The organism is Microvirga ossetica (assembly GCF_002741015.1).
GTDB lineage: Bacteria > Pseudomonadota > Alphaproteobacteria > Rhizobiales > Beijerinckiaceae > Microvirga > Microvirga ossetica.
The window spans coordinates 2,127,924-2,142,765 of record NZ_CP016616.1; the positions used below are offsets into that span (position 1 = coordinate 2,127,924).

The 14,842-nt window shown below is 61.9% G+C and carries 15 protein-coding genes; 3 read left to right on the top strand and 12 right to left on the bottom strand.

Annotation, left to right across the window (positions count from 1 at the left end):
- Nucleotide 1 precedes the first annotated feature (1 nt).
- Nucleotides 2-835 carry an ABC transporter permease gene (locus BB934_RS10070; RefSeq protein WP_099509504.1) on the bottom strand — a complete coding sequence of 278 codons (834 nt, stop codon included), beginning with the start codon at nucleotides 833-835 and terminating at the stop codon, nucleotides 2-4.
- A gap of 9 nt (nucleotides 836-844) precedes the next feature.
- Nucleotides 845-1,840 carry an ABC transporter substrate-binding protein gene (locus BB934_RS10075; protein ID WP_099509505.1) on the bottom strand — a complete coding sequence of 332 codons (996 nt, stop codon included), beginning with the start codon at nucleotides 1,838-1,840 and terminating at the stop codon, nucleotides 845-847.
- Nucleotides 1,841-2,015: 175 nt separating this feature from the next.
- Between BB934_RS10075 and BB934_RS10080 the strand changes: the two genes are divergently transcribed.
- Nucleotides 2,016-2,717 carry a FadR/GntR family transcriptional regulator gene (locus BB934_RS10080; RefSeq protein ID WP_099509506.1) on the top strand — a complete coding sequence of 234 codons (702 nt, stop codon included), beginning with the start codon at nucleotides 2,016-2,018 and terminating at the stop codon, nucleotides 2,715-2,717.
- A gap of 265 nt (nucleotides 2,718-2,982) precedes the next feature.
- Here the strand turns inward: BB934_RS10080 and BB934_RS10085 are convergent, their stop codons facing one another.
- Complete coding sequence (locus BB934_RS10085) at nucleotides 2,983-3,600, bottom strand: CGNR zinc finger domain-containing protein (RefSeq protein WP_099509507.1); 618 nt, start codon at nucleotides 3,598-3,600, stop codon at nucleotides 2,983-2,985.
- Between BB934_RS10085 and BB934_RS10090 the strand changes: the two genes are divergently transcribed.
- On the top strand, nucleotides 3,590-3,796 hold the full coding sequence (locus tag BB934_RS10090) for a CoA transferase (protein ID WP_157934114.1): 207 nt from the start codon (nucleotides 3,590-3,592) through the stop codon (nucleotides 3,794-3,796). The two genes, BB934_RS10085 and BB934_RS10090, sit on opposite strands and share 11 nt — an antisense overlap.
- Before the next feature lie 194 nt (nucleotides 3,797-3,990).
- The gene (locus tag BB934_RS10095) at nucleotides 3,991-4,851 is read left to right on the top strand and encodes an HTD2 family dehydratase (protein WP_099509509.1); all 861 of its coding nucleotides are present in this window, start codon (nucleotides 3,991-3,993) and stop codon (nucleotides 4,849-4,851) included.
- 132 nt (nucleotides 4,852-4,983) lie between these two features.
- Here BB934_RS10095 and BB934_RS10100 read toward each other — a convergent pair whose 3' ends face one another.
- From BB934_RS10100 to BB934_RS10140, 9 genes are all read right to left on the bottom strand, one after another.
- Entirely contained in the window at nucleotides 4,984-5,760 is a 777-nt protein-coding gene (locus BB934_RS10100; RefSeq protein ID WP_099509510.1) for an ABC transporter ATP-binding protein, read from the bottom strand.
- The gene (locus BB934_RS10105) at nucleotides 5,757-6,818 is read right to left on the bottom strand and encodes a FecCD family ABC transporter permease (protein ID WP_099509511.1); all 1,062 of its coding nucleotides are present in this window, start codon (nucleotides 6,816-6,818) and stop codon (nucleotides 5,757-5,759) included. The genes BB934_RS10100 and BB934_RS10105 overlap by 4 nt, the downstream gene beginning before the upstream one ends.
- A gap of 52 nt (nucleotides 6,819-6,870) precedes the next feature.
- Nucleotides 6,871-8,031: an ABC transporter substrate-binding protein gene (locus BB934_RS10110; RefSeq protein ID WP_157934115.1), complete on the bottom strand. Its 1,161-nt coding sequence runs from the start codon at nucleotides 8,029-8,031 to the stop codon at nucleotides 6,871-6,873.
- A 68-nt stretch (nucleotides 8,032-8,099) separates the two neighbouring features.
- Nucleotides 8,100-8,888 (bottom strand): class I SAM-dependent methyltransferase, encoded by a 789-nt coding sequence (locus BB934_RS10115; RefSeq protein ID WP_099509513.1) that lies wholly within the window; start codon nucleotides 8,886-8,888, stop codon nucleotides 8,100-8,102.
- Nucleotides 8,889-9,130: 242 nt separating this feature from the next.
- A complete protein-coding gene (locus BB934_RS10120) occupies nucleotides 9,131-10,264 on the bottom strand; it encodes an amidohydrolase/deacetylase family metallohydrolase (RefSeq protein WP_099509514.1) in 1,134 nt (377 codons plus the stop codon).
- A gap of 4 nt (nucleotides 10,265-10,268) precedes the next feature.
- Entirely contained in the window at nucleotides 10,269-11,303 is a 1,035-nt protein-coding gene (locus BB934_RS10125) for an N-acetylglucosamine-6-phosphate deacetylase (RefSeq protein WP_099509515.1), read from the bottom strand.
- Nucleotides 11,304-11,310: 7 nt separating this feature from the next.
- Nucleotides 11,311-12,060 (bottom strand): glucosamine-6-phosphate deaminase, encoded by a 750-nt coding sequence (locus BB934_RS10130; RefSeq protein ID WP_099509516.1) that lies wholly within the window; start codon nucleotides 12,058-12,060, stop codon nucleotides 11,311-11,313.
- Between the two features lie 8 nt (nucleotides 12,061-12,068).
- Complete coding sequence (locus tag BB934_RS10135; RefSeq protein ID WP_099509517.1) at nucleotides 12,069-13,706, bottom strand: ABC transporter permease; 1,638 nt, start codon at nucleotides 13,704-13,706, stop codon at nucleotides 12,069-12,071.
- Nucleotides 13,706-14,761 (bottom strand): ABC transporter ATP-binding protein, encoded by a 1,056-nt coding sequence (locus BB934_RS10140; protein ID WP_099509518.1) that lies wholly within the window; start codon nucleotides 14,759-14,761, stop codon nucleotides 13,706-13,708. Before BB934_RS10140 ends, BB934_RS10135 begins: the two co-directional genes overlap by 1 nt.
- Nucleotides 14,762-14,842: the final 81 nt, after the last annotated feature.

The following is a 14,842-nucleotide window of genomic DNA, read 5'->3' on the forward strand; positions in this document are numbered from 1 at the left end:
ATCAGCCTCTCTTCTTTTCAGGGCGCAGCACACGGACCTCGAATGCCTCCAATGCCGTCAGCGTCAGGGTCGAGACCAGGATGATGGAGACAACGGCGGCATACATTTCCGCATAATTGGCGACTGAGCGATGATAGGTGATGAGGTCGCCGATGCCAGTCGGCGTGATCAGGAGCTCGGCCAGGATGACACCGATGAACCCAGCAGCAAGGCCGAGGCGCAGTCCGGCAAAGATCACCGGGCTGGCATCGGGAATGATGATCTTGGTGATCTGCTGAACCCGCGTGCCCTGGAACGAACGGCACATCGCTACCAGGGAGGGGTTAGCGTTCCGGACCGCCTTGTAGCCGTTCAGAACGATCACCGGCAGCGCCAGCATGACGACTGCGAGAATCTTGGCGGTCAGGCCGATCCCATACACGAAAGTGATCAGCGGAATAAGAGCCGCCATTGGCGCCGATTGCAGGACAATGAACAGCGGCGCTACGAGCCACTCGGCCTTCCGGGACAGCCCCATCACGATACCGAGCGCTACCCCGATCACTCCCGAAATGACGATGCCAATAATTAGCGGCTGCAGAGTCGAGCCGTAGGCCAGGACTAGGCTGCCATCGAGCAGCATTGTGGCAAAGGCATAAAGTGTATCGAGAAAGGTCGGGAAGGCGTAGCTGATCGGCACCCGCCCGGCGATTTCCCAGATGAGGAAGAAGAGCCCGAGCGACACCATCCTCGTCGCAATCGGGTGGCTCGTAAACAGGCGACCGAGGCTCAAGCCCCAGCCGACCGGCGGATGGACGGCCCGAACGGGGCCGTTCACTTGAGAGGAAGCCATCATTCCGGCACCTTACTTGGAGCCGACTTTGGCCAGGACGCGATCCAGCGGGCGGGTGTCCCAGAAGTCCTCGACCTTCAGGCTAGCGGGCTCACCCGTGAGCTGGCCCGAGAGGGTGTAGAAGGCGAAGTCGTCCTTCGCGGCTGCAGCGCCGCCGCCATTGAGCGGGAAGGCCTTGCCCTTCGCGAGCTCATCGAAATAAGGTCCGATGTCCCCCGCTTGTGCGGCGGGCAAGTCGGGCAGCAGCTTGTATTTGGCGCGCCACTCGGAAACCACAGCCGGATTGGCCGTCACTTCGCGCCAGGTGGTGAGAATGGCCTCGACGATCTTGTCGACATCCGCTGCATTCTTCTCAAGGAAGTTCGTGTTGGCGAACAGAGCTTCGTCCGTCGCGTTCACGCCTTCGAGCGGCAAGATGACGAACTTGCCGGGGGCCTGTGTTTCGAGCAGACGGCGACCCGAGGAATCGACAATGCTGGCCTTGACGTTGCCTTGGAGCAGTGCACCCGTGCGCACCTCGGCGCCTGGGATGTAGCTGATCTTGGAGAACTTGATCCCCTGCCGCTGTTCCATCAGTTTCATGATGGCCTCAGTTCCGGAACCACGAGAGTGAACGGCCACCTCCTGCCCGTTGAGATCCTTCCAGGTCTTGTAGAACTCGCCGTTGACGGCCGGGTAGAAGCGCAGCGTTGAAAGCTGCATGAACATACGGATTGGCGCCTTGACCTTCTGCACGAGCGCGTAGGGACCGCCGACGCCGATATCGGCTTGACCGCCGACCACCGCCTGGGCGGCGATGTCCTCGGATTTCAGGTAGGTCATCTCGATATCGACCCCATTTTCCTTGGCCCGCTCGAAGGCCGCGAGGAGGTGCAGGGATTCGACGCTGGCGATGTCACCATATACCACACGAACCTTGGCCGCTTCCGCCGCGTTCGATGCCGCGAGCGCCGCACCAATCACGAGAACTGCGGCGCCGGTCTTTAAGCACATCAAGCTCTTGAACATGTTTCTCTCCCGTTGTTTTAGGCGGTTCACCCGCTCTTGCTTTCAGTCGCACCTTTCGCGACCAATGCCGTATTGGTCGCAATTGGCTGGCATAGTGTCAAGGATTATTTCAGTTGACGCGGTGCAATATTCCGATAGAAGATCCAACCAATCCAAAATTGGTTGAGACAGCCAGATGCAAATGTACAGTGAGGCGGGATCCAATCGGGGCATTGTCACTCAGCTGAGAGCATACTTAGCCCAGGCCGAGTTGCCTGAGGACCGCCGCTTGCCTCCCGAACGGGATCTGGCCGTCGCCCTGGGTGTCACCCGGACCGAGTTGAGGAAAGCTCTCGGGGCGCTCGAGGCCGAAGGTCAGATTTGGCGCCACGTTGGAAAAGGCACCTTCCTGGGAAACCGCCCCACCGACAGCCTTTCGGATATTGCGGCGTTGGCGAAGCGGACCAATCCGGCAGAGCTGATGCGCGCGCGCCTGATTATCGAACCCGAGATCGCCCGGGCGGCTGCCCTAACGGCAACCCCGATGCATCTCGCCGAGTTGAGGCTGTGCCAGAGCAGAACACAGGAAGCTGCCACATGGCGGCAATATGAGAGCTGGGACACTCGTCTCCACCGCACCATTGCCGAGGCGACGCAGAACACACCGTTGCTTGGATTGTTCGACATGCTGAACGCCCTGCGCCGGGCGGTCACCTGGGGCCGGCTCAGATCGAATCCCCTCAAGCCGGAGCCCGACCATCACAGCTTCACCGAACACGAGGCGATCATTGCCGCCATCGAAAACCGCGACATGAACGGCGCTGCAGCGGCAATGCGTATTCATTTGCAGAGTGTAGAGCGCAACCTCTTGGCGCGGCAGTCAAACCCAGGGGATTGATCCCGGTCTGCAGACCGGGCATCGCCCAGATCGCATGACCCACGTCGAAGCCAGCGTGCGATCCTTCTATCAATTCTGAAACATCGATTGTCTGTGAACGGCCCTGCTGCCACCGTCGGCGAAATTTCTTGCACCAAGATGAATGCCTCGCGCCACCACCTGCAACTAACGCTAAGGTAATGGACGCGCCCGTGACTGCTCCTTGGTCCGCCCTTGGAGAAGACCGCACTCTAACGCCGCATGGCGGAGAATTATTAGAAACAGGTCAATCGCAGCGGATATCGATCTCGCGGCCCCGGCGATAATGAAGCCGGGATTTTTCACGGTTGCCGCAGGTGGCCATGTCGCACCAACGGCGCTTGCCATTTTTCGTGATATCGAGAAAAAGCCAGCCGCAGTTCACGCCCGGGCAGCACTTGATCCGATCGAGTCTCGCCTGCGTGAGAACGTCCGCCGCAGATTGAACGATCGGCCACAGGACAGAGGAAAGATCGGCACTGCCTTCGGGCCAGCCGAAAGCAAAGCGATCCGACGACTGCATCAGTTTGATATTGGTGTATGATTGTCCGATCCAGCGATTGAGAGCGATGACGTCCTGTTCAGGCGCCGGTATCCGCTCGGCAATCGCCGTAAACAGACGGTAGAGCGTCCCCCGCAACGCAACGGCCTCTTGCAGAACGAAATGCGCTTCAGCCGCCTGCTCGGAAGCTATCGCCCGAAGGACGTCGCCACGCGGTCGCGGGAAAGCCAACGCATGCTCCGCCCAAGCAATAAGGTCACCGAACGTCCTGAGGTGGTCAAGTTCATGTGACGAGCCGCGACCGCTCTTCGTGTTCGTGAAGTCGAGGCAAAGCCTCCGCGACGGTGAGGTCGTGATCGCCATTCAAAATCCTATCGAATGGCGGCGCTTCTGCGAGGGCGTTCTGCAGCGAGCGGATCTCTGCAATGACCCGCGGTTCGCCGATAATCCGTCCCGTGTCGAGAATCGCCAACAGCTCGATGCGGAAATCGGTCCGATTTTCGCAAGCCTGACACGCGATGCGGCGATCATGCGGCTCGAGGCCCACCAAATCGCCTAGTCCCGTGTGTCGACAATCCGTGACCTCGGCGTCCATCCGGCCCTAGGGCGCATCGAGGTCTCGTTGCCCAATGGCGAGAGCGTTGCGCTCCCACGTCCAGCCGGCAGGTCAGGTTTGAATGCCGGCGCCGTTCCGGCTCTTGGTGCCCAGACCGCCCATATCCGAAATGAATTCTCGCGCCGCGAGACGGCTCGATGACCGCTCTTGATCTCGACTGGATGACAGAATGCGTCGGGCGAAGCGAATCCGTCAGCGACACGATTACGCCGAAGCTCGTTACTCTCTTCAACGCGACGCTCGCGCCGTACGTTGCACCTGCATCGCCAGCAGAAACTTCTCTCGGAATCCACTGGTGCCTCGCCCCTCCGTCCACACCGACCCATGACCTCGATCAGGACGGCCACCCCATGAAAGGAGGTTTCCTGCCGCCCGTCTCCCTGCCCCGCCGCATGTGGGCCGGCGGTGAGATCGAGATCGTCGAGGGGCTTCGGATCGGCGACGCCGTCATGCGGCGCTCGACCATCGCCGGATTTCGCACGACCGAAGGGCGATCGGGACCGTTATGCTTCGTGACCGTGCAGCATGACATCTCGACGGAACGTGGCGTCGCCATTCGCGAGCGGCAGGATATCGTTTACCGCGAGGCCGCAAAGACGAGTTCCCAAAAGCCCGCCGCCGATCCCTCTGGGGAACCGAGGGAGGATTCCTCTCCGGACCTGGCCTGGACGGTGGACACGTCGCCGACGCTGCTGTTCCGCTACTCCGCCCTTACCTTTAACAGCCATCGCATTCACTACGATATGCTATACGCAACCGAGGTCGAAGGATATCCGGGGCTCGTCGTGCATGGCCCGTTGCAGGCAACGCTGCTGCTCAACCTCGCCGCGACACTTCATGGCAGGACGCCCAGGCGCTTTGGCTATCGCAACGTCGGCCCCGTCTTTGCCGGAAACCCGCTTCGCCTAGCGGCCCGGCGCAAAGGCGACGACATTGTGGAATGCTGGAGTGCGACGAATCGGGGCACTATCGGCATGAAGGCGGAAGCGGGATGGTAATTGCTGACGTTCATCCGCCCGTCGTGCCGCTTTTCGTGCCGTGGAACGGGGTGTAGCCGGCATCTGGATACGCGTCCTGCTAGGTGCCGTTATCCATGGTCAGCATGATGCATGAAGTTGATGCTCATTCATCTAAGGCCGGCGCAGGTACGCATCCACCATGAGCGTGCCGGTCGATACGCGTTCCACGTGAATGCCGACGCCGTAGGCCGCCTCGATGGCATCTCCGGACAGAACCTCATGCGGTGGCCCGTCGGCCGCGATCCGGCCGTCGCCCAGCAGCATGAAGCGCTTGGCGAAGCGGCTGGCGAGGCCAAGATCATGCAAGGCGACCAGGGTCACGATGCCCCGGCTTTCCGTGACCCGCTGTATCAGTTCCATCACCTCGAGCTGGCGCCTGAGATCGAGCGCGCTCGTGGGCTCGTCGAGCAGAAGGATCTGCGGATCGCGTACGAGGGCCTGGGCCATGCCGACGAGTTGCTGTTGCCCGCCTGACAAGTCCGTGACCGGCCGGTCGGAGAGCATGCCGATTCCGAGCTGATCGAGGACTTCCTCGACCCGCAGGATGTCGGCGGCCGAAGCACGCCCTCCCCGACCGCTCTTGCGGGCCAGCAGCACCACGTCGAAGACGCTGAGCGCCGCACGCATCCCGACATGTTGGGACAGGAAGAACACGGTCTCATGGCGGCGGGCATTGCCGAGCCGGGACAGATCGATGTCATCGAGAGCGACCGAGCCAGCCTGCGGCTTGAGCAAACCCGCGATCAGACGGAACAGGGACGACTTGCCGACCCCATTCGGCCCGACGACGGCAGTAATCTCTCCCCTCCGGATATCCGTCGCCTCAATCGCCTCGAACAGCGGAAAATGCCGATAGCCGAAGCTCAATGCCTTGATCGTCAGGCTCATCGCCAGCTCTCCCGGCGTACGGACAGGATCAAACTTAGGAAGAACGGAACCCCCACGAGGGCCGTAATGATCCCGATGGGATAGATCACCCCGGGCGTGATGCCCTTGGACAGGGTCGACGCGATCGAGAGGATGATGGCCCCGGATGCGGCGGCAACGGGCAGAAAATAACGCTGGTCTTCGCCCACGAGCATGCGGGCGATGTGCGGGCCGACGAGTCCGATGAACCCGATCGTTCCCACGAAGGCGACGGCCGTCGAGGCGAGGATGGAAATGCAGGCCAGCATCTCGAGGCGCAGGCGCGCCACCGGAACGCCTAAGCTCGAGGCACGCTCGTCTCCCATGGTCAGAGCGGTCAGCATCCAGCTGCGTTTCATGCAGACCGGAACGACAAGCACCAGGAGAGCGACGCAGACGGCAATCTTGGTCCAGGTGGCGCGGGCGAGGCTGCCCATCATCCAGAAAATGATCTGCTGGAGCTGCGTCTCGGACGATTGGTACTGAATGAAGGCGAGAAGCGCGTTGAATGTGAAAAACATCGCGATCCCCACCAGCACGAATGTCTCGATCGTCACGCCGCGCATGCGGGTGAAGAGGAACAGGATCACGGACGTTGCGAGCGCGAACAGGAAGGCGTTCGCGGTGATGAGGAAAGCACCTGCGAAGGGTACGACGCTGACGCCGATGGCGATGGCGAGGGCCGCGCCGAAGCTCGCCGCCGACGAGATGCCGAGGGTGAACGGGTCGGCCAGGGGATTGTTCAGGATGGTCTGCATCTGCGCTCCGGCGATGCCCAGCATGGCACCGACGAGCACAGCCATGATCGCCACCGGAAGGCGCACGTTCCACACGACGACATCGAGCTTGCTGCCATAGGAGCCGGGATTGAGGATGGTGCCGGTCACCTCCGCCAGCGAGAAATTGCCCGGGCCGACGGATACGTCGATCACCAGGGCCATCGTCAGGACAAGGATTGCAGCCGCCACGTAACCCAGTCGTTGCAGAGTCCGGCGGTGATATCGCGCTCCTGCGCCCGTGCTCAAACTCAAGTCGGACATGGGGATTCCTTCGTGAAAGTGGCGCGGGCCGACAAAGCCCGCGCCGACGGCGTCACTTGAGTTCGGTCCAGAAGAGACCCGTCAGCGGAATCGGCAGGAACTTCTGGTGCAGATCCTGATAGGTCGCCTGGGGGTCGAGATCCTTGAACTTGTCCGGATGGATCCACTTCGCCAGGGCCTGGATGGCGACGAAGTGATACGGGCTCTGGTAGAACTGATGATAGATCGCCATCACCTTCTTGTTCTTCACGGCGGAGAGTTCGGCAAAGCCAGGACGCTGCACGAGGCCGCGGATCTGCTCCTGCGCCATTTCGGGCTGGGTCTGGTAACCGAGCCAGACCGCCTTGTTGCCGGGGTTGGACTTCGACCAGTTCGCACCGGTCATCAGCAGATAGGCCGGATCCTCGACGATGATCTTCTCCGGATTGACCATGCCGCTGGCGCCTGAGAAGAACTTCGAGCCCCAGTTCAGGCCGCCCGCCTCCGAGACGAACTCGCCGAAATTGAAGTTGCCGAAAGACCGGCAGCAGGTATCCGGCTCGAGTCCGGCGGCCTGCTCGGCAAAGACGAGGGGCCGCTCGTTCTGCTTCAGCCGGTTCGTCACGTTATAGATGCGCCGCATCTGCTGCGTGTAGAAATCGACGAATTCCTGCGCCTGATCCTGGCGGTCGAAGACACGGCCCAGGAGCATCATGCTCGGAACGGCGTTCTGCGTGGGCCGCTCGCGGAAGTCGATGAAGATCGTCGGAATGCCGGCCTTCTCGAGATTGTCGAGGATGCCTGTCTCCTTCGCCTTGTCGTAGAAGCCGAGCGACAGGACGATGAGATCGGCATCGAGCGCAACCGCTTTCTCGACGCTGAAATCGCTCGAAGCGAGCGCACTCACAAGCGTGGCGTTCTTCGCATCCGGCACATTCGCGAGATACTGGTTCCAGGTGTCGGGATCGAACTTCGGCAGATCGTCGCCGATGGCTGCCAGCTGCGCGAAGGGCTTTTCCTTGTTGAGCACGACCGTGGCATAGAACAGGCGGCCCTCGCCGAGGATGGCGCGCTGGACACCCTTCTTCACCGTCACCGTACGACCTGCGAGATCGGTCACCTTGATCATCGTATCGGCAGCGTGGCCGGGAGCGATCAATCCCAATGTCAGCAACACGAGCGTCACGGCGAAAGCCATGCGCTGCACCAGTCTGGACAGGAATATGTGTGGCATCTGCGTCATATCCTCAATCGAAGGGTTCAAGGCCCCTGGTTGAACGAAGTCCCGAAGCCGGCGGGGCTTCAGGGTTTGCGGGCCCGGATCGCGTAGCGATCCTGGCTTGCCCGTTCGAGCTGCTGGCGGAGAGGCATGTTACGCCACTGCCCGCGATGAATGGCCGACAGATCCCGGTCGACGATCACGTCCTGGAAGCCTCTCGCCTGCAAAAGTTCGACGATCCGCTCAGCGCGGGCACCGTCCGAAAAGTACACCTGCTTCAGGATGCGATTGTGTGTTTCCATATCCATGCCAAGCCGAGGCGAGGCGGGCGTTATCCTGGCCAGAAGTCTGGCGACGGAACGCAGCGCACGCGCCTTCAATGTCCTCGGCACACCGGTATCGGCATCGACGATGAGGAGGGTTCCACCCGGCTTGAGGACGCGAAACCATTCGGCGAAGGCCTCCGGCGGATTGACGAGGGTCCAGACAAGGTGCCGGGTGACCACTGCGTCATAGGCTGCATCCGCTTCCAGGGTCTGTTCGGCATCGCCGGCGATGAAACGGATCTTTGCCTGGCGCTGATCTGCCTTGGCGCGAGCGCGGGCCAGCATGGAATCCGAGAAGTCGAGTCCGGTGACCTGGAAGCCGAGGTCGTAGAGCAGATGCGATATGACGCCGGTGCCACTGGCAAGGTCCAGGACGGGCCTGCCCGCCCCCTCGCCGAGATGTCGCCGGAACAGCGCATGCCAGCCCTCTCGCTCCTCATCGTTGAAGATCTCATGGCCGGGCGAGAGATCAAACGTTTCCGAGCGTTTGCTCCAATACTCGCGGATGTCGTCCTTGAGGGACCAATTGAGGGCAGCGTCGTCCATCAAATCGTTCTATGTCGTGACCGCCGCTGCGTAACAGAGCCTCTCGAAGTTGTCACGATGAAAAACCAAGCCGACTGCACTATAATCGAAGTTTAAAACTCTTCTAATTCACAATTACCTTAGAAAAATTCCACTTTAGAACAGCTGATTATTTAGAGTCAGTACGCGTTCTCTTCCTGAGCGACTACAAAAAGGGAGAACCATCAAGCTCGGAATAAGGTCACATCTGGACGCCGCATGTGTCAGGCCCGGTGCCACATCGCGCCACCGATCACCACGCCTCGCGGAGAAAGGCGCAGGCGCACAGTCAATTCGGCATTCGTGGAATCCCTATAAGCGAATTGTCCCTCCTCCAGCGCCAGCAAGGTGGCATCGCCTGCACTGCCGGGCTTGAACGTGCCAAGATCGGGACGACGCATGGCGTGAGCCGGACGCTCGGTGGCCGCGTGGATCACCTCGGCGAGCGGCATGCCGAGGCAGATGAACTTCGACATGGTGGTGACGAGATCGAAGGCCGGACCATCGATGCACAGAGCGTGCACATCGCTCGAGATGCAGTCGGGGGGAAATCCGTTGGCGAGCATGACGCGCGCCGTGTCGAACGAGAACGACCCCATGCCATGGCCGATATCGAAGATGATGCCGCGCTCGCGCGCCTCCGTGACCGCCGGATGCACCTTTCCGTCGGATGTCGCGGGCGTATTCGGAAATGGCCGGAAGCAATGCGTGAGGATGTCGCCCGGCCGCATGCGGGCGAGCACCTCCGGCAGGGTCGGAGGCGGCACGTCGATATGCACCATCATCGGCAGGCCGACCCGATCGGCGACCTGGCGGGCGATGTCGAGCGGCACGAGCCCGGAATTCCCGGACGCGTTGAAGCCGACCCGCACCTTGATGCCGACGAGCGTATCCCGATTGGCGAGGGCGACCTCCACGGCATCGAGGGGAGCCATGAGTCTCAGGTCGCCGCTTTCGCCCACCATGATCCGCTTCGAGAAGCCATAGATGCCGGCGAAGGAAACGTTGAGATAGGCGAGAATCCGCACCGGCGAGGGACGGATCACATGCTCCAGGAAGCCTCGATAGTTTCCCGGCCCTGCGCTGCCGGTGTCAGCGAGCGTGGTGCACCCGCCCCGGGCAAGGATGAGCGGATCCACTCCGAGCGATGTCCCGCCCCAATAGACATGCGTATGCAAGTCGATGAGGCCCGGCGTAACGATGAGCCCTGCGGCATCCTCGACGGAACGGGCATCCGCCGCGAGACCGTCGCCGATAGCCGCCACGCGTCCGCCCGCGAAGGCAACGTCGGTCACCCGGTCGATGGATTGCGACGGATCGATGACGCGGCCGCCACGGAGAACGAGATCAAATGCCATGGTCTTAGGACCTCCTCTTGCGCTCATAGTGCCGCTCAATGCCACCGACCTTGACAGCGAGCGGATGCAGTTCGTTCGACCATAGAACCTCGCTGCCCGGCTGATCGTCAGCCAGAGCCGCAATCGCTGCGGTCATCAGGCGGCGCGGATTGTCGGATGCCATACGCAAGGCTTCGTCGGCCGTCGCGAGTCCCCAGTCAACGAGGTTGCGGACAGCCTGATCGAGGACAAGCGCCGAGCCGGCGAGATACGGGCTGCCGGGCAGTCGCACCGACCCATCCGGCGCGTGCTCGACCGTCGTCCCGGCGAAAGGATATAGCCCAGGAGCCGCGGCGGCGGCCGATACCGCATCGCTGACGAGGATCGACCGCTCAGGCCCTTTCGCCTTGAGCAGGGTTTTAAGCGCATGCGGCGGCAGATGAATGCCGTCGGCGATGAAACTCGCCGACAACCGGTCTTCCGCCAGCTGGGCGAAAAGAGGATTGTCGAGCTTCGGCAACAACTGGGGCAATCCATTGCCGAGATGGGTCGACAGACATGCTCCAGCTGCGGCGGCGGCTGCCACCGCTGCAAATCCCGCAGCCGAATGGCCGATGGCGACGACGCGTCCCTCAGCCGCCATGACTCGGATGAAGGCCTCGCTGCCTGCAAGTTCGGGGGCGATCGTCACGAGCAGAATGGGGCGTGCCAGCGGCCGGGTCAGCCGCTCGATGAGGGATGCGTCAGGGGGCCTCATGGCTGCGGGCGGATGGCATCCCGCATAACCGTCACCCGAATTGAGGAAAGGCCCTTCGAGGTGATAGCCCGGGACCATCAGCGGCCCGAGCCGGCTTTGCGCGACAGCCCGGTCCAGAGCGGAGAATCGAGCTTCGAGCACATCGTCCGAAGCGGTGATCAAAGTCGGCAGGCAGGCCGTGACGCCGGCGGCGAGCATCGCCTCAAGAGCATGATCGAGAGCATCGGCGTCGATGGCCTCGCTGTTGAAGTCGATGCCTGCGAAGCCGTTGACTTGAAGGTCGAAGAGCCCGCTCGTCCGCATCCTGTCCTCAGGTTGTCTTGCGTGACAGGAGGGTAGCCGCGGGCGGATCGAGATAGAGAGTGCAGCGCGGATGCCGTTGCAGCACGGATGCCGGATGATCGGGGTCGACCGCACCCTCGACGGCATCTCTCACCGCAATCGCCTTGCGGGCATCCGGCACGCACAGGACTATGCGCTCGCTCTTCAGGATCTGGCGGATGCTCATGGAGATGGCATGGTCCGGAACGGCCGCAAGGGTCGGGAACCACCCTTCGCCGAGCTGCTGCCGCCGGCAGGCTTCGTCGAGCGTGACAACGATGTAGGGGTCCTCGGCATCGAAATCGGCTGGCGGATCGTTGAAGGCGAGATGGCAGTTCTCGCCAATCCCGGCAAAGCACACCGCTATGCGCTGCCCTGCGATGAGCTTGTTCAGCCGCGAGACCTCGCTTCCGAGATCGGCGGCATCGCCCTCGATGGCCACGAAATCTCCGAGTGCCGGAACGCGTGCGACGAAACGCTCCCTAAGATACCGGCGGAAGCTCGCCCCATGGGTGATCGGCAGACCAACATACTCGTCAAGGTGAAAGACCGTGACCTTCGACCAGTCGATCCCCTCTTCGACCACGAGCGCATCGAGCATCTCGAACTGGCTGGCGCCGGTGGCGAGGATGATCGTGCAAGCGCCGTCCCGGGCGATCGCAGCCCGGATGGCTTCGCTGCCCTCCGCGGCGGCACGAGCACCAAGCGTCTTCTTGTCGGGTTCGATTCGAATGTCCATGAGGGCTCTTAAAGCAGGGCTCGCTCGTCGCGTCCCATGAGACGGAAGGCGATGTAGATGGCTGTGCTGCTCAACACGAGAAGCACGGTGGAAAGTGCGGCAGCGGTGCCATAATCGCCGTCATTGATCGCGATGTAGATACGCACGGGCATGGTGGCTGTGCTGCCTACATAGAGAACGAGCGACGACGACAACTCGTTGATGGCCGTGACGAAGCTCAACATGCCGCCTGCGATGATGCCCGGCAGGATGAGAGGCACGGTCACCTTCATGAAGGCCCTTGCGGGACTATAGCCCAGCGAGATCGCCGCCTCCTCCATGCTCGGGCTCACTTGTCGCAGGGCAGAGGCCGAGGAACGGACGGAATAGGGAAGCCGCCGGATGAAGATCGACAGAATGATCACGGCCGCGGTGCCCGTCAGCGCGAGCGGCGGCGAATTGAAGGCTGCCACGAAGGCGATGCCCACCACGATGCCGGGCATCACGTAAGGCACCATGAGGGTCGCATCGAGGAGAGAATTGTTGATGCTCATCTTCCGCGCCACGAGGCAGCCGATGAGCGTTCCGATCGTCACGATGAGCGCGACGGTAGCGAACGAGAACATCAGCGAGTTCTGCACCACGTCCGCGAGATTGTAGAGGATGCGGCGGTAGCTCTCGAGGCTGAAGCCTGGGTGGAAGACCGGACCGCTCGTGCGCCGGACCGAGTAGATCGCCGCGATGATTGCGGGCATCGCCCCGATCAACGCGATGGTGTAGACGACCACGTGGGCGGCGACGTTCCGAAACCCGGTGAGCTTCTTCTTCACCGGCTTGTTGATCAGGTTGCCATGATAAACATTCCGGCGCGACATGTAGCGCTGCGCAAACACGAAGAGCATCGACAGCATGATCAGCACGATGCTGATCGTGGTCGCCATGCTGAGATTGCTTCCGACCTCGGCGGAATAAAGCGTATAGGCTTCCGTTGCCAGCACATTGAAGCCGCGCCCGATGAGCCGTGGCGTTCCGAAATCGGCGATCGAGTGGATAAGCGCCAGCAGGCCGCCGGCCGAGATTGCAGGGAGAACCAGCGGGAACGAGATCTTCATCACGCGCCGGAACGGCGTGAGGCCGAGGCTTTCCGCGGCCTCCTCCAGGGAACGGTTGATGTTGGCGAGCGCGCCGGAGGCAAGGAGGTAGACGTAAGGGTAGAACTTGAACGAGAAAACGATGAGGATGCCCCATAGGCCGAAGATCGGCGGAATGAAGATTCCCCATGACATCAGCGTCTGGCGGACGAGACCGCCCGATCCGAACAGCACGATCCAGGAATAGGCCCCGATGAAGGGCGGCGAGACGAGCGCGAGGATCGCCAGCAGCGACACGATACGGCTGCCGCGAATCTCGATGCGTGCCATGCAGAATGCCATGGCGCTGCCGAGCAGGAGCGAGCCGACGAGCCCGCCGAACCCGACGATGAGCGTGTTGACGAAAGCGGTACGGAATCGAGGCGTTTCGACGAAGCGCGCATAATTGGCCAGGGTGAAATCCCCGGCCTGATCCTGGAGGCTCGAGAGGAGCACCGATCCAAGTGGCACGACCAGGAGAGCGATCAGGATCACCCAGGCGAAGACCGAGACAAGCGTCCAGAAGCTGAGCCGCATCAGTTGCCCCCGCCATCGAGCCGCAAGCCATCGACATTGAAGCTCAGAATGTCCTGGCGCCGAAAGGCGAGCGAAATGGAACTCCCAGGCGCCATGCGCAGGGCCGGCGATGGATCGGCAAGCTGCACGACGATTTTGCCGGCCGGCGTTTGAACAAGCACGTGCGCCTCACGTCCGAGGTAGGTGTATTTCTCGACCGTTCCAGAAAGGCGGACATTGTCAGGAGCGGTGTCACCCTGATCGAGCCGGATATGCTCGGGCCGGATCGCCCATTGGTGGGCGCGACTTGCCTCCTGGTCGGACATGCCCAGATGAGGAGCCGCCTCCCGCGGCAGCACATTCATGGTACCGACGAAGGAGGCGACAAAGATCGTCCTCGGATCGGCGTAGATCTCCTGCGGGGTCCCGATCTGCTCGATGCGGCCCGCATTCATGACGCAGATGCGATCGGAGATCGCGAGTGCCTCCTCCTGATCGTGCGTGACATAGATCGCCGCAATGCCGATGCTCTTCTGGATGTCTCGGATCTCGTCGCGCAGGTCGATACGCAGCTTCGCATCGAGGTTGGAGAGAGGCTCGTCCATCAAGAGCAGTTTCGGGCGGATCACCATGGCGCGGGCAAGACCGATGCGCTGCTGCTGCCCACCCGAGAGGGCTGCGGGAAGGCGGGCAGCCATGGCGCCGAGCCGAACGGTGGCGAGCGCCTCGGCAACCCGGGCAGCGGTTTCAGCGGCCGGCACCTTCCGCGCCTTGAGGCCGAAGGCGACATTCTCGGCCACGGTCAGATGCGGGAAGACTGCATAGTCCTGAAAAACCATGCCGATATCGCGCTTGTGCGAAGGAACAGCATCGAGCCCGGCTCCGGCAAGGCTGATGCTGCCGGTCGTCAGGTCGGCAAAGCCGGCGATGGACCGCAGCAGCGTGGTCTTCCCGCAGCCGCTCGGTCCCAGAAGCGTGAAGAACTCGTTCCTCTCGACTGCGAACGACACCCCGTCGAGGGCGCGCACCGAGCCGCCGAACTGCTTCGAGGCATCCTTCACCGTTAGATAACTCATTGTCCCCCCGCGCCGCCCTTTGCTTGCCTGCTTTACAGCATAAGCAGGAGTGTTTACTTTGCAACATACGGTCTTTGCATA